Source organism: Veillonella montpellierensis (genome assembly GCF_947090115.1).
GTDB lineage: Bacteria > Bacillota > Negativicutes > Veillonellales > Veillonellaceae > Veillonella > Veillonella montpellierensis.
The window spans coordinates 22558-43479 of sequence record NZ_CAMUMS010000009.1; the positions used below are offsets into that span (position 1 = coordinate 22558).

Annotated in this window: 20 protein-coding genes and 5 tRNA genes; 24 read left to right on the forward strand and 1 reads right to left on the reverse strand. The window is 37.9% G+C overall.

Going from position 1 to position 20922, the window contains the following annotated elements:
* The first annotated feature begins 2 nt into the window (after positions 1-2).
* The 20 genes from P6940_RS05740 to P6940_RS05835 all read left to right on the forward strand — a co-directional run bounded on the left by P6940_RS05740 (position 3) and on the right by P6940_RS05835 (position 15301).
* Positions 3-1172, forward strand: a complete 1170-nt coding sequence (locus P6940_RS05740; protein ID WP_028257438.1) for a murein hydrolase activator EnvC family protein — start codon at positions 3-5, stop codon at positions 1170-1172.
* 1 nt (position 1173) lies between these two features.
* Complete coding sequence (locus tag P6940_RS05745; protein WP_028257439.1) at positions 1174-2334, forward strand: S41 family peptidase; 1161 nt, start codon at positions 1174-1176, stop codon at positions 2332-2334.
* An 81-nt stretch (positions 2335-2415) separates the two neighbouring features.
* Positions 2416-3687: a GTPase ObgE gene (obgE, locus tag P6940_RS05750; RefSeq protein WP_028257440.1), complete on the forward strand. Its 1272-nt coding sequence runs from the start codon at positions 2416-2418 to the stop codon at positions 3685-3687.
* Between the two features lie 10 nt (positions 3688-3697).
* Positions 3698-3982, forward strand: coding sequence for a ribosome assembly RNA-binding protein YhbY (gene yhbY / locus P6940_RS05755; RefSeq protein WP_028257441.1), 285 nt, complete (start codon positions 3698-3700; stop codon positions 3980-3982).
* Between the two features lie 31 nt (positions 3983-4013).
* On the forward strand, positions 4014-5135 hold the full coding sequence (gene proB / locus P6940_RS05760) for a glutamate 5-kinase (protein ID WP_277293469.1): 1122 nt from the start codon (positions 4014-4016) through the stop codon (positions 5133-5135).
* Positions 5136-5163: 28 nt separating this feature from the next.
* Positions 5164-6420 (forward strand): glutamate-5-semialdehyde dehydrogenase, encoded by a 1257-nt coding sequence (locus P6940_RS05765; RefSeq protein ID WP_038152497.1) that lies wholly within the window; start codon positions 5164-5166, stop codon positions 6418-6420.
* Positions 6421-6907: 487 nt separating this feature from the next.
* The gene (gene yqeK / locus P6940_RS05770; RefSeq protein ID WP_038152451.1) at positions 6908-7507 is read left to right on the forward strand and encodes a bis(5'-nucleosyl)-tetraphosphatase (symmetrical) YqeK; all 600 of its coding nucleotides are present in this window, start codon (positions 6908-6910) and stop codon (positions 7505-7507) included.
* On the forward strand, positions 7500-8591 hold the full coding sequence (locus tag P6940_RS05775) for an LCP family protein (RefSeq protein ID WP_038152449.1): 1092 nt from the start codon (positions 7500-7502) through the stop codon (positions 8589-8591). The genes yqeK and P6940_RS05775 overlap by 8 nt, the downstream gene beginning before the upstream one ends.
* Positions 8592-8663: 72 nt before the next feature.
* Positions 8664-9026: a ribosome silencing factor gene (rsfS, locus tag P6940_RS05780; protein WP_038152447.1), complete on the forward strand. Its 363-nt coding sequence runs from the start codon at positions 8664-8666 to the stop codon at positions 9024-9026.
* Positions 9027-9029: 3 nt separating this feature from the next.
* Positions 9030-9935 carry a CvfB family protein gene (locus tag P6940_RS05785; protein WP_038152446.1) on the forward strand — a complete coding sequence of 302 codons (906 nt, stop codon included), beginning with the start codon at positions 9030-9032 and terminating at the stop codon, positions 9933-9935.
* A 17-nt stretch (positions 9936-9952) separates the two neighbouring features.
* Positions 9953-11293, forward strand: coding sequence for a Trk system potassium transporter TrkA (gene trkA / locus P6940_RS05790; protein WP_038152443.1), 1341 nt, complete (start codon positions 9953-9955; stop codon positions 11291-11293).
* A 17-nt stretch (positions 11294-11310) separates the two neighbouring features.
* Positions 11311-12807 (forward strand): TrkH family potassium uptake protein, encoded by a 1497-nt coding sequence (locus tag P6940_RS05795; protein ID WP_277288488.1) that lies wholly within the window; start codon positions 11311-11313, stop codon positions 12805-12807.
* A 115-nt stretch (positions 12808-12922) separates the two neighbouring features.
* The gene (locus P6940_RS05800) at positions 12923-13519 is read left to right on the forward strand and encodes an MBL fold metallo-hydrolase (RefSeq protein ID WP_277293470.1); all 597 of its coding nucleotides are present in this window, start codon (positions 12923-12925) and stop codon (positions 13517-13519) included.
* Positions 13520-13575: 56 nt separating this feature from the next.
* A tRNA-Asp gene (locus tag P6940_RS05805) sits at positions 13576-13651 on the forward strand.
* 4 nt (positions 13652-13655) lie between these two features.
* Positions 13656-13731 (forward strand) — tRNA-Phe (locus P6940_RS05810).
* Between the two features lie 7 nt (positions 13732-13738).
* Positions 13739-13813 (forward strand) — tRNA-Gly (locus P6940_RS05815).
* Between the two features lie 7 nt (positions 13814-13820).
* A tRNA-Cys gene (locus tag P6940_RS05820) sits at positions 13821-13895 on the forward strand.
* 34 nt (positions 13896-13929) lie between these two features.
* A tRNA-Leu gene (locus P6940_RS05825) sits at positions 13930-14018 on the forward strand.
* A gap of 231 nt (positions 14019-14249) precedes the next feature.
* Positions 14250-14684 (forward strand): DUF523 domain-containing protein, encoded by a 435-nt coding sequence (locus P6940_RS05830; RefSeq protein WP_277288671.1) that lies wholly within the window; start codon positions 14250-14252, stop codon positions 14682-14684.
* Between the two features lie 161 nt (positions 14685-14845).
* Positions 14846-15301 (forward strand): GNAT family N-acetyltransferase, encoded by a 456-nt coding sequence (locus tag P6940_RS05835; protein WP_028257451.1) that lies wholly within the window; start codon positions 14846-14848, stop codon positions 15299-15301.
* A gap of 237 nt (positions 15302-15538) precedes the next feature.
* On the opposite strand, the gene P6940_RS05840 is transcribed toward P6940_RS05835, so the two are convergent.
* Entirely contained in the window at positions 15539-17356 is a 1818-nt protein-coding gene (locus P6940_RS05840) for a phosphoethanolamine transferase (protein ID WP_277293471.1), read from the reverse strand.
* 206 nt (positions 17357-17562) lie between these two features.
* Between P6940_RS05840 and P6940_RS05845 the strand changes: the two genes are divergently transcribed.
* From P6940_RS05845 to P6940_RS05860, 4 genes are read left to right on the forward strand one after another with little or no spacing between them, the layout of a single operon-like run.
* On the forward strand, positions 17563-18321 hold the full coding sequence (locus P6940_RS05845; RefSeq protein WP_277288525.1) for a segregation and condensation protein A: 759 nt from the start codon (positions 17563-17565) through the stop codon (positions 18319-18321).
* A complete protein-coding gene (gene scpB, locus P6940_RS05850) occupies positions 18290-18838 on the forward strand; it encodes an SMC-Scp complex subunit ScpB (protein ID WP_231562185.1) in 549 nt (182 codons plus the stop codon). The genes P6940_RS05845 and scpB overlap by 32 nt, the downstream gene beginning before the upstream one ends.
* A gap of 24 nt (positions 18839-18862) precedes the next feature.
* Positions 18863-19594: a pseudouridine synthase gene (locus tag P6940_RS05855; protein WP_038152494.1), complete on the forward strand. Its 732-nt coding sequence runs from the start codon at positions 18863-18865 to the stop codon at positions 19592-19594.
* Positions 19591-20838, forward strand: coding sequence for an NAD(P)/FAD-dependent oxidoreductase (locus P6940_RS05860; protein WP_038152434.1), 1248 nt, complete (start codon positions 19591-19593; stop codon positions 20836-20838). Before P6940_RS05855 ends, P6940_RS05860 begins: the two co-directional genes overlap by 4 nt.
* Positions 20839-20922 lie beyond the last annotated feature (84 nt).

Below are 20922 nucleotides of genomic sequence, written 5' to 3' on the forward strand. Positions count from 1 at the left end.
ACATGAAACAAGGTAAACTTACATCTCGCTTAGTGGCAATGGCACTTTGCGGGGCCATTCTTATGACACCTCTTTACATTTATGCAGACGATGAAGACTTAACCAATCAATTGACAGGCATTCAACAACAAATGGATGCACAAAATAGCAAAAAAGCAGATGCAGAAACTGTAATAGGTACGGTGTCTGAACAGTTAAAAGCCATTGAAGAAGAATTGAATCAAGCAAAGACGGCCTTGGCTGCTATCCAAAAACAACGTGTAGCCACTGAAAATGAAATTACGGTGACACAGAAAAAAATGGAAGAAGCACAAAAGCGTTTAAAAGGTCGTGAAGCTGTATTCTATAAGCGTGTTCGCGATATTTATATTAATGGTCGATTGAGTTATTTAGATGTTGTGATTGGTTCCAAAGACTTTAGTGATTTTGCGAATCGCTTAGAAATTTTAAAGCGTATTATTGATTCTGATATTAACTTATTAAAATCAATCAAGCAAGAACGGGCAGAAATTGAGGAACATAAGAAAACATTAGAAGCTGATAAAGCAAAGATTGTAGAATTAGAAAAAGATGCACAAGCAAAACAGGCACTCATAGAAAAGAAAAAGGCGGAACGAAATGCTGTTTTAGAACGAGCACAAAATGATAAAGCTACGGCTATGGCGGCGATTGAAGAATTAAAGGCTTCGTCAGCACAAATCAGTGCATTGATCAAACAACGACAACAAGAACGTGCTGCAGCCGCTTCCTCTGCACAGGGGTCTGGTAGTGCTGGCTATGTACAAGGTACGGGCACATTTAGTTGGCCTGTTAACGGCGAAATTACATCACCGTATGGATATCGTATTCATCCTATTTGGGGAACACGTATTTATCATTCCGGTATTGATATTGGTGTGGATGAAGGAACACCAGTTCATGCAGCCGATGGTGGTACAGTTATTGCCGCTGAATGGTATGGCGGATATGGCTATGCCGTTGTTATAGATCATGGCAATGGTCTATCTACATTATATGGTCATAATTCTGAATTGGCTGTATCAGCAGGACAAACAGTGTCTAAAGGTCAAGTTATTGCATACGCAGGTAGTACAGGAAACTCTACAGGGCCGCATGTTCACTTTGAAGTGCGTGTAAATGGCGATGCTGTGGATCCTATGGGATATTTATAATATGAATAGGAAATATTTACAACAATGTAGAATTTGGATATATAGAGTATTAAAAGTTCTCATATCGGGTATAGTCGTGATGTGGCTTACTTTTTGGTATATATCGGGCTCTCCATTGGGAGCGGTGAAATTCTTCTTTACCTACTATACAGCAAGTCAGTTTTTTATGACACCAGTAACTAAAGATGCCTTATTTACGGGTGCTTTAAAAGGTATGATGGAATCACTAAATGAGCCACATAGTATGTATATGAATCGAGAGGAATTTCATGAATTGTTATCGGCCACATCTGGTACATATAGTGGCGTTGGTATAGTTTTGGGAGCTGCTGAATCAGGTGGACTTGAGGCTATGAGTGTTATTGAAGACCAACCAGCGGATCGAGCCGGGATTGTAAGTGGCGATAAAATTATTAAAATTGATGGCAAAGATATTACGTCAATGCCACTTAATGAAGCGGCTAGCTTAATCCGTGGTGAGGCTAATACGCATGTAACGTTAACGGTTGTTCATAATGGTGGTATGGAAGATATTGATTTAATTCGAGAACAAATAAAATTACCTACTGTAAAAGGTAAAATGTTAACACCTGATGTAGGTTATATACGAATTAGTCAATTTGCAGAAGATACGGGCAAAGATTTTGCACGTACCTATGAAGAATTACAAAAACAAGGAATGAAAAAATTAGTATTGGATTTACGAAACAATCCAGGTGGATTACTTAATGTAGCACAAGAAGTATCTAATTATATCATTCCTAAAGGCATATTAGTAACGGTGCAAAGTCGGACGGGTACGATTGATTACTATGAATCTGAAGGGGTAGAACCATCCATTCCTATGACGGTATTAATTAATAAAGGATCTGCTAGTGCATCAGAAATTATTGCTGGTGCGGTGCAAGACCGTCAAGTGGGAACTATCGTTGGCACTACTAGTTATGGTAAAGGTACGGTACAGACCGTATTGCCTAGTGTTGGCGGTGAAGGTATTAAAGTAACCATTGCTAAATATCATACACCTAATGATAGAGTGATTGATGGAATCGGGATTCAACCAGATGTAGAATTTCCTCTACCAGAAGGAGAACGACCAAGTTATAAAGATGTATTGGATAGTCAAATACAGAAATGTTTAGAAATTTTAGATAAGAAATAGTAATAGGCGGTTAAGGTTTATCGAATACAGGATATAGGCTTGACCGCCTACTTAGTACATGAATAGAAAAGGAAATACAATATGTTTATAGACCGTGCTAGAATTTTTGTAAAAGCTGGCGATGGCGGCGATGGTATGAGTAGTTTTCGCCGTGAAAAATATGTGCCTAATGGAGGCCCTAGTGGTGGTGATGGAGGCAGAGGTGCCGATATCATTTTACAAGCCGATAAAAATATTAATACCTTGGTAGACTTTCGATACAAACGGTTATTTAAAGCACCAGCTGGAGAAAATGGACAAAGTGCAGGTAAGTATGGGCGTGGTGCAGAACCTATGGTTATCCCCGTTCCCTTGGGTACAGTCGTTAAGGAAGAAGAAATGGGTAAGATTTTTTGTGATCTAACAGAAGATGGACAAACCTTTGTGATTGCTAAAGGTGGTCGAGGTGGTCGAGGCAATATTCACTTTCAAACCAGTGCGAATCGGGCCCCTACATTTGCAGAAAAAGGTGAACCAGGTGAAGAGTTTTGGTTACAATTGGAGTTAAAAGTATTGGCCGATGTAGGCTTATTGGGGTATCCGAGCGTAGGCAAATCCAGCATTTTGCGAAAAGTGTCAGCTGCACAACCTGAAGTGGCGGCCTATCATTTCACGACATTGACACCGGTGTTAGGTGTTGTGAACCTAGTAGATCATCGCAGTTTTGTTATGGCGGATATTCCTGGATTAATTGAAGGCGCCAGTGAAGGTGTTGGATTGGGGCATAATTTTTTACGTCATATAGAACGTACGAATATTTTAATCCATGTCCTTGATGTATCGGGGATGGAAGGCCGTGATCCTAAAGCTGATTTTGCAGCTATTAATGAGGAATTAAAAAAATACTCTGAAAAATTAAGTCATAAAATGCAAATTATTGCGTTGAATAAAATTGACTTAGTTGAAGATGAAAAACAGATTACTGCTGTACGAGAATACTTTGAACATAAAGGGTATGAAGTATTTCTTATTAACGCCCTATCTGGAGAAGGGCTAACAGAATTAATGGAACGCGCGTATTATTGGGTAGAAAACTTTGTGCCGGATCCAGAATCGAATGAGGATGTAGTTGTGTACGAGCCAAAACCAGAAGTGGAATTTGTGATTACACGAGGTGATGATGCAGCATTTGTTATCACTGGTAAGCGTATTGAACGACTTGTGGCTATGACAAATATGGACGACGAACAATCACTTCGACGATTCCAACGCATTTGGCGATATATGGAATTGGATAAAAAATTGAAAGAAAAAGGCTGTAAAGAAGGCGATGAAGTGCGAATTGGCGATGAAGTATTTACGTTCCAAGAGTAAAGGAGATATGATGAAAGGTAAACAAAAAAGATTTTTACGGGCGTTGGCAAGTACGATGGCACCAGTTGTTATGATTGGAAAGAATGGTTTGGAAAATTCCGTAATTGATAGTGCTAGAGCTGCTTTGTTAGCACGAGAACTGATTAAAGTAAAAAACTTGTCAAATAGTCCAGAGGATAAGGATGTATTTCAAACGCTAGCAGATATGCTAGGTGCAGAATTAGTACAAGTCATTGGCAATAATGGGGTTATCTATAAGGCAAAACAAGAGCCTAAGATTATTCTTCCTAATTAGTAGTTACTGGTAGAGCATTTGAGGTGTATATATGAGAGGCGCATTGCAGCAGGCTAAACGTATTGTTGTTAAAGTAGGAAGTAGTACATTAACATATCCGAGTGGCCATTTGAATTTACATCGTATGGAAGCCTTGGTAAAAGAGATTTCAGATTTAGCCAATCAAGGTAAAGAGATGATCCTCGTTTCTTCGGGCGCCGTAGGTGCAGGACTAGCACCATTAGGGTTTGATAAAAAACCGACAGATATGATTTTAAAACAAGCTGCCGCTGCTGTGGGGCAAGGCGTTTTATTGCATATGTATGAAAAGCTATTTCGTGAATATGGTAGAACGGTAGGCCAAGTATTATTAACTAGAGAAGATAGCGTATCACATCGTCACTATTTAAATTTGCGTAATACCTTGATGGCCTTGTTAAATTTAGGTGTTATTCCGATTATTAATGAAAATGATGTGGTAGCCATTGATGAATTTAAGATTGGTGATAATGATCAGTTATCGGCACATGTAGCTAGCATTGTGGAAGCAGACTTGTTAATTGTTTTATCAGATATAGATGGATTGTATACGGCGAATCCTCAGAAGGATAGAACGGCTACCATCATAGAAACTGTTGAAACAATTACACCTCATTTGTATGATATTGCTGGCGGTGCCGGCTCTGGATTAGGAACGGGAGGCATGTATACTAAAATACAAGCTGCACATATTGCTACTAATTCGGGCATTCACATGGTCATCGCTTCTGGCGAACGAGAAGAAAATATTCGTGATATTGTACTAGGCAAACCGGTAGGTACTCACTTTTTACCTATCGATACGCATCCACATACTAAAAAGCGATGGATGGCATTTGGGGCCCGATTAAAAGGGTCTATTACCATTGATGAAGGATGTGCCAAGGCTGTTCTTGACAAAGGATCGAGTATTTTACCAGCAGGTATTATCGGTACGACAGGTACTTTTAGTGAAGGCGAAACAGTTAACATCTATCATAAGGATAGAGAAATTGCGCGAGGAATTGTTAATTATTCGTGTCATGATATTAATGCGATTAAAGGGGCACAAACTAAAATGATTCCTCAACTTTTGCAAGTGAATACGGTATATGATGAAGTAATTCATCGTGATAATTTAGTGATATTGAGGTAGAGTCAGTATGGACATAGAAACAGATGTAATGAAAGAATATACTGCTATTTGTACTTCTATGGGACAAGCAGCAAAACAAGCCGCCGCCACACTGCAACTCTTGTCTACCGAGGATAGGAATGGCATTGTCTTGGCGATAGCCGATACATTGAAACGATATAGTGGTGATATAGTTAAGGCGAATGAGCTTGATATGAAGCGTGCTAAGTTAGCTGGCATAAGTACGACGATGCTCGATCGCCTGCGGGTCGATGAAAAACGAATTTCAGAGATGGTGGAAGGCGTACGTCAAGTAGCTGCCTTGGAGGATCCTATCGGTGGTATATTAGAAACTATTCATCGTCCGAATGGACTAATGATTGAAAAGAAAGCTGTACCATTAGGGGTAGTAGCTATGATTTATGAAGCAAGACCCAATGTGACGGTAGATGCGGCCGTATTATGCTTGAAAAGTGGAAATGCAGCTATCCTTCGTGGTGGAAAAGAAGCGATGGAAACAAATAAGGCCATTGTCGCATTCATTCAAAAAACATTAGTGGACGTAGGACTTCCCCAAAAAGCGGTTCAATTAGTACCTATAACAGATAGAGCTGTGGTGCCTATACTATTAAAACAACGGGAATATATTGATGTGGCTATACCTCGTGGGGGTGCTGGCTTGATTCAACGTGTGGTGGCCTCAAGTACCGTGCCTGTCATTGAAACGGGAAGTGGAGTATGTCATATTTATGTAGATGAACAGGCGGATTATAAGAAAGTATTGCCGATTATTATCAATGCAAAAGTGCAGCGTCCATCGGTGTGTAATGCGGTAGAAACCTTGTTGATACACCGTGATAGAGTGGAAGATTGCTTGCTACCTATTTGCGAGGCCTTAGGAGAACAGGGTGTCATTATTTATGGTGATACTACTGTATGCAGTTACTATGATAAAAGTAATTTGGCCAGTGATATAGCATGGTCTACAGAATATAATGATTTGATGATTAATATCAAAGTGGTCGACTCACTTGCACAGGCCATCGAACACATTAACACATATGGCACACATCATTCAGAATGCATTATTACAGAAGATGAAACAGGAGCGACAGTATTTATGAACTCTGTTGATGCGGCGGTGGTATATGTGAATGCGTCTACACGTTTTACTGATGGATTTGAGTTTGGCTTTGGTGCAGAAATTGGTATTAGTACGCAGAAGCTGCATAGCCGTGGACCTATGGGATTACAGGCCTTAACATCCTATAAATATTATGTACATGGCAAGGGGCAAATACGGTGATACAGCGATTCATAGCTATGCTAGAAGCATATTATAAATACATACAAACAGATAAAGGTCGTTATGAGTGGATATCGTATGGACAAGCAATCTTAATGGTGCTAATTATTAGTATTCTTATCTATGCTGTACTTGTATATATAGAAATAGGCACAGTACCATATAACTTAGTAAAATCTATAGGCACATAGTCTTGTTGACCGTATGTATTCTAGTATGGGCATGTATACATTGCTAGATATGAGATATAGGGCATTACGTAGTATGAATATAGTACGTATTAGTGGCCTATGAAGATTAGACAAGTTTTGTGTATACAGTGGAGTATCAATTATAAGTGTGAATACAATGATTCTATGCGTAGACTGTTGTATAGAAGACTTAGCGTATCTAATAGTATGAGTGATATTACTTATTATAGGTGTATGATATATCTAGATTAGTGTGATGCATCATCTACCTATGAAAACAGAAAGGTTCTAGGACAGTGACATTTGAAGAAATTTATCAAGATTTATCGAGAAAACTCACACCGAAACGCTTTACACATAGTATAGGTGTGACTGATATGGCTGAAACACTAGCTAAGCGCTATGGTGCGGATCCTACACAAGCTAGATTGGCAGGCTTGTTACATGATTGTGCTAAAGAACTTTCATTAGCAGAGATGCATAGATGGTTACAAGTGGCGAATGAAGTGGTCGATTCACAGATGATGAAAGATGGGGCCTTACTACATGGTGTTGTAGGCGCTATTGTGGCGAATTATGTTTATCATGTGACAGATACAGAGATACTCGAAGCTATTCGCGTGCACACCACAGGAAAAGTAGGTATGTCAACCTTAGATAAAATTATATTTGTAGCAGATTATATTGAAGTGAATCGTGATTTTGACGGGGTAGATAGATTGCGAGAATTGGCTAACACTGATCTAGATCAAGCTGTATTAGGGGGCTATGATAATACGATTTCTTTTTTAATACAACAAAAAAAAGAAATTTATAGCACCACTATATTAGGCCGCAATGATATTATTTTCAGACTTCATCATTGTCATGTGAGTGAGGGTGCATTCTATGAATAAGGAAGAACAAGAAATAGAAAAGGACCAACAACGACGACGAAAACGGCGACGTAGACAGCGACGCTCCACATCGTTTCGTTGGAAACGGTTATTTGGAATTATATTGGCCTTGTTGATTATTTGTGGTGTTACGATAGCAGGTGTTAACCATGTGGTATCCCTATTTACTGATAAAAATGAGACGACCTCTACTACAGAGACACAGACCTCGATGAGTACTACACCATTAAAACAACAAGCCTTAGATAAGCCCATGTATATATTAGTTGTGGGGCGTGACAATGAACATCCAACTCAAGGTGATACTTTATTTTTAGTATCTGTCAATAAAGAACAGAACAATGTAGATATTATAGGGATTCCATCAAATAGTAAAATTGAAAGTCGCGATAAGAAAACGGCAGAAACAATTAATACTATTTATAGTACCGGAGGCATAGATCTTACAAAGGCTGTTGTAGAAGACATTTTTCATATTACCATTCCATACTATATGATTGTAGATGAAGATTCTTTTAAACAATCTTTACAAGTATTAGGAACACCAGATTTCTTCGTGGAAACGGATATGTACCATACAGATGCTACTAGTGGCATACAAGATATTCAAATTGCTAAAGGATATCAGGCTTTGTCAGCGGATAGTGCCTATGGCTATATGCGCTATGCCGATGATGGCAATGATATGTTAGGTCGTATGCAACGACAAGAACGATTTATGAAAGCCATATTAAATTCCTATGATGCATCCTATACGATTACTAAACTATGGCATATATGGCGTATATGGGATCATTATGAAACTAATATTAGCACATTTGATATGTTGCGTTTAGCATTTTCTTTGCGTACATTGCCTCAAGATAATATTCACTACTATATTTTGGCAGGTACTAAAGAAGTATTGCCATCAGAACAGGAAGTATGGACCATTAATCCTACTGATGCACAACGGTTGATTGGCATTACGATGGGCACTGTATCTCCAGATGAAAATACTGATGAAATGGAAGTGGTTCATTCTTCTAAAAATAAAAAAGTAGATGATGTGGATACGGATCTTACTAAGGAACAAGGCATATAGTAGTAATAATTATTGATAACACATAGAAAGGAGACGTATAGTGACGAGCGTGCGTAACTATACGATATAATAATGAAAAACAAATTAGATATCCAAGATAGTGCATTAAATTTAGCACAAGCAGCATTTGATAAAAAAGGGACTGATATAAAAATACTCGATATGGAGACAGTTTCATTTATGAGTGATTATTTTTTAATTGCCACAGCAAGTAATAGTAAACAATCACAAAGTATTGCTGATGAAATAGAAGATAAGGCTGCATTAGAAGGCCTTACGGTTCTACATCGTGAAGGATACCGTGAAGGAGAGTGGATTTTACTAGATTTTGGCGATATTATTTGTCATGTTTTTGGGAATGATGAATCGCGTAGATTTTATGGATTAGAACAACTTTGGAGCGATGCTATAGAAGTAGAATTTGAGGGGGTTTAATCTATGGCGAGTGCTTTATTAGAAAATACGATTGCCACATTACAAGTATTGCGTACTAGTGAACAAGGGGCCTTTCTTGATGGAAAGACGGGCAATACTAATGACGACATTTTATTGCATAAGGATCAACAAGTGCACCCAGTATCTATTGGTGATATGGTAGAAGTATTCTTATATAAGGATCCTAAGGGACGCCTTACGGCGAGTATGAGATTGCCTGCTATGAAAATAGGACAAATTGGTTACACTCACGTGATTAATACGACTAATTTTGGTGCCTTTGTAGAAGTGGGGACAGAACGGGGAATTTTTATGCCCCATGCAGAAATGCGTGGTAGGCCACAAATTGGGGAAAAAGTTTGGGTACGTCTGTATGAAGATAAATCAGGACGATTAGCCGTATCCATGGATGTAGATGATGCGATGCGACGGGCCTCTAAACCAGCTACAGAAGCAGAAATCGGTCAAACTGTACAAGGAGCTGTGTATAATATAACCAGTGATGGGGCTTTTTTTATCACTCCGGAACGATGGATTGCTTTTTTGCATCGATCTGAAATGATAGGTTCTATTAAAGTAGGAGAAATGATCTCTGCACGCATTACATTTAAGCGCCACGATGGACGTGTGAATGTATCGATGAGACCAGTTAAAGAAAAAGCCTTAGTAACTGATGGAGATACCATTATGCATTATTTATATATACGTAATGGTAAGATGCCCTATAGTGACAAATCGGCAGCCGATATTATTAATGATACGTTTCATATTAGCAAAGCGGCTTTTAAACGTGCCTTAGGTCATCTTATGAAAGAACAGAAAGTGGTTCAAAAGGATGGATGGACATTCTTAACAGAAATAGGATCTAACTTTTTAAAAGAAACTATGACGCATAGAGATACTAATTGAGATTAGAGGATATGTAGATGAAAATTATTGTAGTTGGTGCTGGTAAAGTTGGCTATTCATTGGCACAAAGACTAATACAAGATGAACATGATGTCTATATTATTGAAAAATCAAAAGAGCGGATTTACACATTAAAAACTACGTTGGATGTAAATATTGTCCAAGGAAATGGAGCTAGTTTATCACTATTACAAGAAATCGGGATGGATGATGTAGGCATGCTGATTGCTGTGACTGATTCGGATGAAGTTAATATGCTAGCCTGTGCCATTGCTAAGATTGGTGGCATTCCAAAAACGATTGCACGTATACGTGATAATGACTATTTAACTAAAGAAAATGAATTAATTCATGAACAACTAGGCGTTGATTTATTTATTAATCCTGAGATGGTAACGGCCCAAGAATTATTTCAAATATTGGAAACACCAGCTGCTTTGGACGTAGAAGATTTTGCTAAAGGTGCTGTACGTCTTATGGAATTTAAAGTACGCGATGACTTGCCTATTTTAGGTGAACCATTAAAAAATATTCAATTTCCTGGGAGTGTACTGGTGGTAGGTATCTTGCGTGGAGGAGAGATGATTATTCCTCACGGAGAAAGTTGCCTATATCCTAATGATAGTGTCTTTTTCTTAGGTTCCACAGAAGGCATTGAAGAATTAGAAAGCACCTTATTTGTAGAGTCGCGCACCTTAGTCAATCGTGTATGTATTGTAGGCGCTAGCTTGATAGGGAGAAATTTAACAAAACTGTTAGAGAAAGCGGGCTATAAAGTTAAAGTCATTGAAAAAGATATGGCTCGATGTGAACAGTTAGCAATGGAAGTGACGGATGCTATGGTCATCTGTGGCGATGGCACGGATGCGGACTTGCTCGTAGCAGAAGAAATTTCAGACTGCGATGTCATGATTTGTTTAACCAATGATGATAAATTAAATTTATTAGTGGCCTTATTAGGAAAGCATTTAGGAATTCCTAAAACACTAGTTCGTGTAGGACGACCTGAATATATTACTCTTATGGAGCAAGTAGGAATTGATGTTGTGTTCTCACCACGATTATTAACATCTGGAGAAATTCTTCGATTTGTTCGTAAAGGAGAAGGATTGATTAGTATATCCACGTTTGAAGGTGCTAAGGCAGAGGCAGTGGAAATTAAAATTAGTCCTACGTCTCCCGTCGTAGGAAAAGCATTAAAAGATGTGAAATTGCCAGGCAAAGGCTTGGTAGGAGCTATTGTGCGTGACAATAAAACGATTGTTCCTACAGGGGCTACTGTTGTTTTTGAAGGGGATCATATTATTATTTTTACATTACCAGAATTCGTCAATAAATTATTGAAATATTTGCAATAAATTAAGTGAGAATCATTATGCGTATTCAAATTGTTATGAAATTGTTAGGTTACTTAATATTGATATTTTCCGCATTACTCCTGATTCCTTTCGGGTATAGTATCATATTTGAAGTACCGTATCTATCATTTTTAATAACTGCTGTTTTGGCTGGTTGTATCGGTGGTTGTTTATATTATTATGGTATATCATCGAAAGCGTTTAGTTTGCGAGATGGTTTTTTAGTGGTAGGAGCCACATGGGTCATAACCTCGTTGCTGGGCGCTCTTCCATTTCTGCTTAGTGGCATTATCGATACAGGAGTGAATGCATTATTTGAATCTGTATCGGGCATTACAGCTACAGGTGCCAGTATTATTAGCAATGTTGATGACCTACCAAAAACATTTGTGTTGTGGCGAAGTCTTCTCCATTGGATGGGGGGCATGGGGATTATTGTCCTTGTATTAGCATTTTTGAAAAATTTAGGAGCTGACTCGGCACATCTATTTAATGCAGAAGCGTCTGTGCCACGACCTGGTGTGGTGTTGCCGCGCATTCAGTCGATGGCTGGTAAATTATGGAGCATTTACGTATTTTTCTCAGTTATTTGTGCCATATTACTGATGTTAGCAGGTTTGAGTGCATTTGATGCGGTTAATTTAGCCATGTCATTAGTATCAACAGGGGGATTTGCCCCCAATCAAAATGGTGCATTTTTATATACCGATAATTATCTAGTTCGCTATATTTTCATCATATTTATGGTGTTAGCTGGAGGTAATTTTACCGTTTACTATAGTGTTTTGAAAAAAGGAGTTAAGGCGGTTTGGAATGACTTTGAGTATAAAATGTATCTTCTTATTTTATCGTTGAGCATTTCCGTTATATTTATATCAGTATATTTTCAAACGAATAGTACTTTATTCCGCGCTGTGAATGACTCGGTTTTTACACTCATATCGATGCAAACGGGATCTGGTTTTGCCGTAGTTGATTATGATAAGTGGCCACCGTTAGCGCAAACTATGTTATTGTTGTCTACATTTTTTGGCGGTTGTAGTGGCTCCACAACGGGGGGCATGAAAATTATTCGCATTATACTCCTCTTTAAAAGTGGCATTCTGTATTTGCGAAAAGCAATCCATCCGGATATGGTCCAAACGATTCGTGTAAATGGTAAGCCCATGCCCGAAAAGTGGTTGGCTATGACCCATCAATTCTTTTTTCTTTATTTATGGGTATTTGCATTATCTATATTGGGCATGACGGCTACGGGGATTTCTGTAGGTGAGTCTATTCAATGCGTAGCCGGACTATTAGGTAATGTGGGTCTTGCCTTTGGCGAGTTTGGGCCTACCGATTCCTTTGAAAGTTTGTCAGGTGTCGCTAAATGCATAGGCATTGTTGATATGCTCCTAGGGCGTTTAGAATTATTTACATTTTTTGTTATGTTTCACCCTACATTTTGGGAAGGATATTTTACGAAAACGCGGACACAACGGTATAAAGTGGTTTGGAAACGACGTCATTAATGGGCTGCCTTCAATGATGATTGTTTGCCATCATCGATGACTTTCATTAGGGGAAAGCATATGATTGGTTTGTGGGTAGAAATATTGATGAGAGGTGATTTCTATCATTTCTATTGTGAAACGTCCATTAGGACTATATAAAGCGAATTGTTATGTACTCAAAAAAGGATCTGTATCGATTATTATTGATCCTGGCTTTCATGGGGAACAGATTAAAGCAATGGTAGGCGATACGACACCACTAGCAGTGTTATTAACACATGGACATTGTGATCATATAGCCGCATTAGATGATATATGTGGGTATTATCAGATTCCGGCCTATTTGCATAAGCGCGATCATGAATTGTTGCACGTGATTAGACGGCGCCCATCAGCGTATAAAAAATTGATTACTACGGCTTGTAAGGAGCTTGATAAGGGAGAGTTAGTCATAGGACCGTTTCATTTTTTTATACATGAAACACCTGGACATAGTGCAGGATCTGTGATGATTGAAATCGAAGGATACTTATTCACAGGGGATACCATATTTCGTAATCAGATAGGTAATTTTGATAATTACAATGGAAATCAAAAAGAACTGAAAACTACACTACAACGTGTGCTGAATTGGGATGATAGACTTTGCATTTTACCAGGTCATTCAGAAAATAGTGTGCTAGGAGAGGAGAAAAAAAACATTAAAAATTTTGTTGACAAAACACCTTAAACCATATATACTTACAGAGTACCACTTAGCTGACAGCTAGGCGGTAATAAGTAAGTGGCCCCGTGGTGTAGCGGTTAACATGTCGCCCTGTCACGGCGAAGATCGTCAGTTCAAATCTGATCGGGGTCGCCAAGTTGCCTCGGTAGCTCAGTCGGTAGAGCAACGGACTGAAAATCCGTGTGTCGACAGTTCGATTCTGTCCTGAGGCACCATGTATATGCGGGAATAGCTCAGTGGTAGAGCACCGCCTTGCCAAGGCGGGGGTCGCGAGTTCGAATCTCGTTTCCCGCTCCAATAATGTGGCGGCATAGCCAAGCGGTAAGGCAGAGGTCTGCAAAACCTTTATTCCCCAGTTCGATTCTGGGTGCCGCCTCCACATTCAAATAAAAACTATACCGCTCAATACCCATGCCGGGGTGGCGGAACAGGCAGACGCAACGGACTTAAAATCCGTCGATTGGAGACAATCGTACCGGTTCGATTCCGGTCCTCGGCACCATGTATAGACTAACAAAGGTTAGTCTATTTTTTTATCATTATTACATTGGTGGAATTTTTTTAACATACAAAATAATCGATTGCTGCTGTGATAGTAGCAATAATTAGTTGTATACTAGAATAGTAAAGTAGCTCAATGTGCATTATATACAAAAAGTGATTATAGGGCTAACTGCTAATCTATTGTAATTGTAGAGTATCAGTGTAGTTAATAGACTAGAAAGGCATCATTATGAAAGAACCCTTACTTATTAGCGCGTGTCTATATGGTATTGCTTGCCGTTATGATGGAAAGGATAATCGGATTTCCTATATAGAGTTATTGCAACAGCGATATACATTGATACCTTGTTGTCCTGAAGTGATGGGCGGATTGCCTACACCTAGAACGCCAGCTGAGAGAAGGGGTAGAGATGTTATTACTCGTAAGGGGGTAGTAGTCACTAGAGAATTTCAAAGAGGCGTCTATCAGTCGGTACAATTAGCTAAACAATATGGCTGCAAAGTAGCACTTTTGAAAGCGAATAGCCCAAGTTGTGGATGCGGTTTTATTTATGATGGTACTTTCACACATACCTTAATCGTTGGTGATGGTCTGTTAACAGAAGCACTAAAAGATGAAGGAATTCATGTGTTTACAGAAAAAGAAATTGAAAAACTATTATAAATATTCTTTGTAAAGCAGGAGTTTATAGTAGAAATGGAGAAATATTATATTATAGATTTATTTAATTATATGGTATGATGAATTTAGTAATAGATTCTATTATTAATATGGCTCCATATATAATTGTACATATGGGGAATGGTGTGATAGGAGGCATATGTATGAATTTTGAATTACGTGATGGTCATGAACATTTAGAAGAAACCAAGCAATTGTTTACAGAATATGTTCGATCCCTAGGCGTAGGGTGTGATAGTAAAGAATTCAATGATCTAGGTGATAAGTATAAATCTGAAAGAGAACGACTCTATATCGCTTATATGGATGGAAAGCCTGCTGGTTGCGTAGCGATTCGAAAAATTGATGCAGCGCATGCTGAAATGAAACGTTTATTTGTACGACCAGAGTTTAGAAGAACAGGATTAGGCATGAGTTTGGCTAAGATTGTCGTGGAAGAAGCTAAAGAGTTAGGCTACAAAGAATTGTTACTTGATAGCTTGCCTAGTATGGAAAGTGCGGTAGAATTGTATAATGCATTAGGCTTTAAGAAAAATGTAGATAAATTAAGTCCTCAAAAAGTGACAACTGTTGTACACCTTCGCTTACCATTGGTGTAATAGCGTATCAGTTACTATCTATTTATTCACAGTATATACTATAAAAAGCGTATACCTTGTACATAGGGTGTTTCCTATGTACGATAGGGTATACGCTTTTTATTATACGATTCGCTGAATGTGAGTTAGAGTTATAGGACAAAACGTGTTGTTTTAAATGCCGATAGAACTAGGAAATATCTAGCTCCATCGGCATTTTATCTTTTTAGTGAACTTTACATGTAATGGAATTGTTAGTTAATTAGGATCATTAGTTAATGGTTGTGTTCCCAATAAGGTAGTTAGATTATATAGATTAAATCGATATGATGGATCTGAAAAATCTCGTGTTTTATCATAATGATCACTTGGAGCATGTAATATACCTACCAAGGCATCATAGAGCAAATCATTTGTGAAATATTCATGTTGATGTGCATTCAATGCAGCGATTGTATTCGGATAGTTTGCTCGATAAGCTGGAGATAAATACATCCAGAATGGAATCCGTACCATTGTAAAGTCGAAATTATCTGGATTATGGGATTTATCTACACTTTCACCATGATCAGAAAAATAAATCATCGCTTGTAGATTCAAATTGTTTTGTGCATAAGTATAGATACTTTGTAATAACCAGTCTGTATATAATTGGCTATTAGCATAGGCTTCTAAGCCTTCTGGGACAGGCCCTTTTTTCCATTTGCTAAATTCTGATGGATAGCGATCGTTATAGTAAATATGACTGCCCATAATATGAATTACAATAAAGTTATTTTTAGTAGGATCTACTTCCTTTAATAAAGGTAATAAATAACCATCATAGCGATCAGAAAAAGCATAGGATTCATGAGCCCATTTTGCAGTATCCGATGTTTTAGCAATTAATGAAATAGCCGTATCATATTCGCCGTATACACCTTGGTTGCTAAACCAGGTTGTAGTGTAACCAGCTTTTTTAGCCACATCTAAAATGCTAACAGATTCTAAGAATGGTTTATCATCGTATTGGTTGCGTTCAGTTAATGCTCTTTCTAAACTTGGTACTGTTTGAGGATATGATGAGTAAGCTTTGTCAAAAAATGTAAAATTAGGATTATGATTCATTTCACTTTGCCAAGGTGTATCTTCGTAAGGGAAGTTTGGATTATAGACTTTCATATAATCACGAGAACCAGATTCGCCGATGACTAGAATGACTGTGCCAGGCACTGTTTGTGCAGCAGTGGTTTTAGTGCTTAATTGGAATGAATCAAAAATCTGATGATGGTTCGTGTTATATTGTTGCATTTGTTTTACATAATCGATTACTTGACCCCAATTAGAAATAATGCATGTGTTAGGGAATAGGAAGATAGGGGCGCAAATAATAAATAGTACACTGAGAATAGTTGCTATCGCAGTACGGATAGGTCGTGTGGTGTGTAAATCGACAATGTGTATCACTTGTTTATGACACCAGTATAAGAATAGAAGGTAGACGATTTGGAATATACCGATGCCAACTAAACCTAATATACCTGCTGTATTTTTTAAGAATCCCCAGGCTTCTTCAGGGTTGGTCATATATAGGGCCATTAAACTGGCAGGTGTTAAGCAATGCCAAGTAGACACGTAATAGCCAATTTGAAGTAAAGGAATTTCTGATAATATAAGACTGATAATTGCAAATATAGCGGCAATGATACGCGGATAGCGTTGAGGAATAGTGAAAATATATTGTAATAAAAACATACCAATAAAGAGAACTAAGCCAAAGAGAAAATCATTGGCAAATTCATAAAAATACAAGGGCTTAATATAGGACCAATGAAAGAGAACAGGAAACGTAACAGCCCAAAGAATAGCCACAATTCCATGACCTATAAAGGAACGATGTAACAGTGTGTGACCAAGAAAATATTGAAATAAAAACAAGCCTACAATAGTTGGTACGGCTAGAATAGTAATATCTTCTACGTCTAACCCTAGTGTGATAGGAGTATAAATGATTGTTAATATACAGTAAATAATAATACCGATAACTCCATACCCGAATAATGGGTTATGACGCAGTTGCCTTAATATGTTCGACATAATAGGACGCCTTTCTTTCATAACTAAAACAGAAATATTGTGTAGAGATTTGATATATATTTTCACTATATTTAAAGATAGCAGATGAAATAAAAAAAAACAATATGGGGAGCATTATTTATACTACTAGAGTTTTCTAGTAAATTACTTTATAATTAGATAGAATGTATAGAATATATGTGATATATGAGTTGGCGTAGGAGCGTATGAGTGATTATAGTTATAAATTAGATGTTTTTGAAGGCCCGTTAGAATTATTGTTACACCTCATTGAAAAACATAAAATTGAAATTTGTGATATTCCTATCGTAGAAATTACATCTCAGTATATATCGTACTTAGATAATTGGAATCACTTTGACATTGACTATAGTAGTGAATTTCTTGTTATGGCGTCCACTTTATTACAAATTAAATCGCGCATGTTATTACCTAAACTAGTCACTACTTGTGAAGAAGAGGACCCTCGAGATGAATTAGTATCACGATTAGTTGAATTTAAGCATATTAAGGAATTAACGGCTTTATTAATCGATAAAAGTGACAGATATGGCTATTCTTTTACGCGTCCTGAAGAAGTAAGTGTTATTGGCAAAGACAAAGTGTATCGATTAGAACTAGCACATTTATACGAATTGTTTACGGCGGCGTATACAAGAAAACCAGAGGTGGTAGAGACCTCTCCCAAAGTGCGCGTAGAAAAAGAAGCGTTAAGCCTTGATGAAATGATGCAATTAGTTAGGATGCGAGTTCAACAAGAAGAAGAGATACTATTTTCTATACTTTTACAAGAGGTCAATTCACGTAGTGAAATGGTTACTATGTTTTTAGCCATATTAGAGTTACTTAGGCAGCACTATATAACACTGTATAGTGATGAGAAAGACCAAGATAGTATATTCATTCGAGCAGTAGATGATAAGGAGTTAGATAATGAGCACCATGATGAAAGACGAAGAAATTAGAAGTGCTTATATAGAAGGCGTATTGTTTTCGGCAGCTAAGCCTATATCATTAGAAATGTTAGCAGATATATTTTCTTGTTCTTTAGATGATATAAAAGAGAAAGTGCAAGTGTTATCTGAGGAGCTAATAGCAGCTGATCGAGGGCTTAGAATTAGAATATCTGGAGCAGGAGTGGAACTAATTAGTGCCAGTGCATGTCACAAATACATTAATAAAATTAGAAAGAAAGAAGATACCTTATCATCAGCAGCTGTTGAAACGTTAGCGATTGTAGCATTTAAGCAACCTGTTACAAAAGCAGATATTGAAGAAATTCGCGGAGTAAATAGTGAAAAAGTGATTAAACAATTGGTATCACGACAACTTATAGCAGAGTTGGGACACAAAGATACAATAGGGCGACCTATATTATATGGCACTACAGATGAATTCCTGCGCAGTGTGGGAATTTCTTCATTAGATGATTTACAAGAAGAAATGGCTGAGATTGTAACTAAACATACAAAGGATACATAGAATTTGAAAGGATTATGGATCGACATGGAACGATTACAAAAATTTATTGCTAGTTGTGGCATCGCTTCTAGACGGAAAGCGGAAGAATTGATTAAAGAAGGCCACGTTCAAGTTAATGGTAAGTATATAACTGAATTGGGTGTGAAAATTAATCCCGCCCGTGATCGTGTGAAAGTAGATGGTAAATTATTAGCTACAGAACCATTTGTATATTATTTATTTAATAAACCGAAAGGTGTTATTACTTCTGTTGGTGACCCAGAAGGGCGCACGACTGTTATGGATTATATGAAAGGATGTCGTTTTCGGATTTATCCAATCGGGCGACTGGATTATAATACAGAGGGATTATTACTTCTTACTAATGATGGACAGTTAGCGCAAGAGTTAACACATCCGTCGAAAGGAGTAGAAAAAACATATGAAGTTAAAGTTAAAGGGCCTATGACAGATGAGCATATATTGATGTTAAGTCAAGGTATTCCTTTAGAAGAAGGCATGACATCGCCGGCGGTTGTGATAGATATGGGCTATGATGCACGGCGGAATATAACAGAAATTTTGATTACCATTCATGAGGGACGTAATCGACAAGTTCGTCGTATGTTTGAGCATTTTGGCTATAAGATACATAATTTAAAAAGGACCATGTATGCAGGCTTGACCTTATCTGGCGTGAAACGTGGATCTTTTAGAGAATTGACAGACACGGAAGTGCGCTTATTAAAACAGAATGGAACGGTGTTAGACCTATGAAACGTGTCGTTGTAATTGGTGGTGGCGCTGCAGGTTTAATGGCGGCGGCTATTGCTGCCCGTGAAGGTGCACTCGTTCATGTGATAGAAAAAATGAATAAAGTGGGCATGAAAATGGGAATCACAGGAAAAGGCCGTTGCAATATTACGAATGCCGCTCCTATGAGTGAATTTATAAAACATACGCCAGGTAATGGTAAATTTTTACATGGTGCTTATGAGCGATTTACAAATCAAGATTTATTGGATTTATTGCATAGTTGGGGCTTAGTAACGAAAGTTGAACGGGGTGGCCGCGTGTTTCCCGTTAGCGATTCTGCTATTGAAGTGCGCAATATGTTTATGAAAGTGTTGCGACAATATGGTGCTCATGTGCATTTGGGAGAACGGGCTACGTCTATTAAAGTAGAAAATAATAGGGTAGTAGGCGTTATAACAGAGCGTGACACATATTACTGTGATGCGGTGATTATAGCGACGGGTGGAAAATCCTATCCGCTAACAGGTTCTACGGGAGATGGATATGCTATGGCTAATGCTGTAGGGCATAGCGTAACACCGTTACGACCATCATTAGTACCCATTGAGATAGAAGAACCATGGGTTCGCACTGTTATGGGACTTAGTCTTCGCAATGTGGAAGTATCTGTCATAGGAAAAGGTAAAGTACAAGCCAAACAATTTGGAGAAATGATGTTTACTCATTTTGGCGTTACGGGTCCTATTATATTGTCATTGAGCCATACAATTGGTAAATTAGATAAAAAACACATACAGCCCATCTACTTGGAGATTAATTTAAAACCAGCTCTTTCAGCAGATGTATTGGATAAACGACTACAAAAAGATTTTTCCCTATATTCAAAGAAACAATTGGTAAATGGTATGAAAGATATATTGCCAAGTCATTTAATCCCTATTGTCATATCGTTAGCAGGACTAGATGAACGTAAGTTCATTAATCAAATCACAAAAGAAGAGCGGTTGACTTTAGTTCATGTGTTACAGCATATGCGAATTACCTTTAAAAAGATGCGTCCCATTGAGGAAGCTATTGTAACGGCAGGTGGTTTATCCTTAAAAGAGTTTAATCCTAAGACGATGGAGTCTAAGTTGGTCACAGGATTGTATGGTGCTGGTGAAGTACTCGATATTGATGCTTTCACAGGCGGTTATAATTTACAAGCCGCTTTTTCTACCGCCTATGTAGCAGCTATGCATATTACGCATGGGGATGCAATGTGAGAACTAACTATGTTCAGCGTATGAGAAACTTTCATGATGTAGGATGTGCTTTTTTAAAAAGTACACACTAGTGCATCATATAGG

Coding starts and splice junctions, on each gene's coding strand:
- yhbY (WP_028257441.1), top strand. CDS start 3,698: ATGAAAGGTAAACAAAAAAGATTTTTACGGGCGTTGGCAAGTACGATG.
- P6940_RS05785 (WP_038152446.1), top strand. CDS start 9,030: ATGGCGAGTGCTTTATTAGAAAATACGATTGCCACATTACAAGTATTG.
- P6940_RS05860 (WP_038152434.1), top strand. CDS start 19,591: ATGAAACGTGTCGTTGTAATTGGTGGTGGCGCTGCAGGTTTAATGGCG.
- P6940_RS05840 (WP_277293471.1), bottom strand. CDS start 17,356: ATGTCGAACATATTAAGGCAACTGCGTCATAACCCATTATTCGGGTAT.
- P6940_RS05775 (WP_038152449.1), top strand. CDS start 7,500: ATGAATAAGGAAGAACAAGAAATAGAAAAGGACCAACAACGACGACGA.
- P6940_RS05855 (WP_038152494.1), top strand. CDS start 18,863: ATGGAACGATTACAAAAATTTATTGCTAGTTGTGGCATCGCTTCTAGA.
- P6940_RS05835 (WP_028257451.1), top strand. CDS start 14,846: ATGAATTTTGAATTACGTGATGGTCATGAACATTTAGAAGAAACCAAG.
- proB (WP_277293469.1), top strand. CDS start 4,014: ATGAGAGGCGCATTGCAGCAGGCTAAACGTATTGTTGTTAAAGTAGGA.
- P6940_RS05845 (WP_277288525.1), top strand. CDS start 17,563: ATGAGTGATTATAGTTATAAATTAGATGTTTTTGAAGGCCCGTTAGAA.
- P6940_RS05765 (WP_038152497.1), top strand. CDS start 5,164: ATGAAAGAATATACTGCTATTTGTACTTCTATGGGACAAGCAGCAAAA.
- P6940_RS05745 (WP_028257439.1), top strand. CDS start 1,174: ATGAATAGGAAATATTTACAACAATGTAGAATTTGGATATATAGAGTA.
- obgE (WP_028257440.1), top strand. CDS start 2,416: ATGTTTATAGACCGTGCTAGAATTTTTGTAAAAGCTGGCGATGGCGGC.
- P6940_RS05795 (WP_277288488.1), top strand. CDS start 11,311: ATGCGTATTCAAATTGTTATGAAATTGTTAGGTTACTTAATATTGATA.
- scpB (WP_231562185.1), top strand. CDS start 18,290: ATGAGCACCATGATGAAAGACGAAGAAATTAGAAGTGCTTATATAGAA.
- trkA (WP_038152443.1), top strand. CDS start 9,953: ATGAAAATTATTGTAGTTGGTGCTGGTAAAGTTGGCTATTCATTGGCA.
- P6940_RS05740 (WP_028257438.1), top strand. CDS start 3: ATGAAACAAGGTAAACTTACATCTCGCTTAGTGGCAATGGCACTTTGC.
- rsfS (WP_038152447.1), top strand. CDS start 8,664: ATGAAAAACAAATTAGATATCCAAGATAGTGCATTAAATTTAGCACAA.
- P6940_RS05830 (WP_277288671.1), top strand. CDS start 14,250: ATGAAAGAACCCTTACTTATTAGCGCGTGTCTATATGGTATTGCTTGC.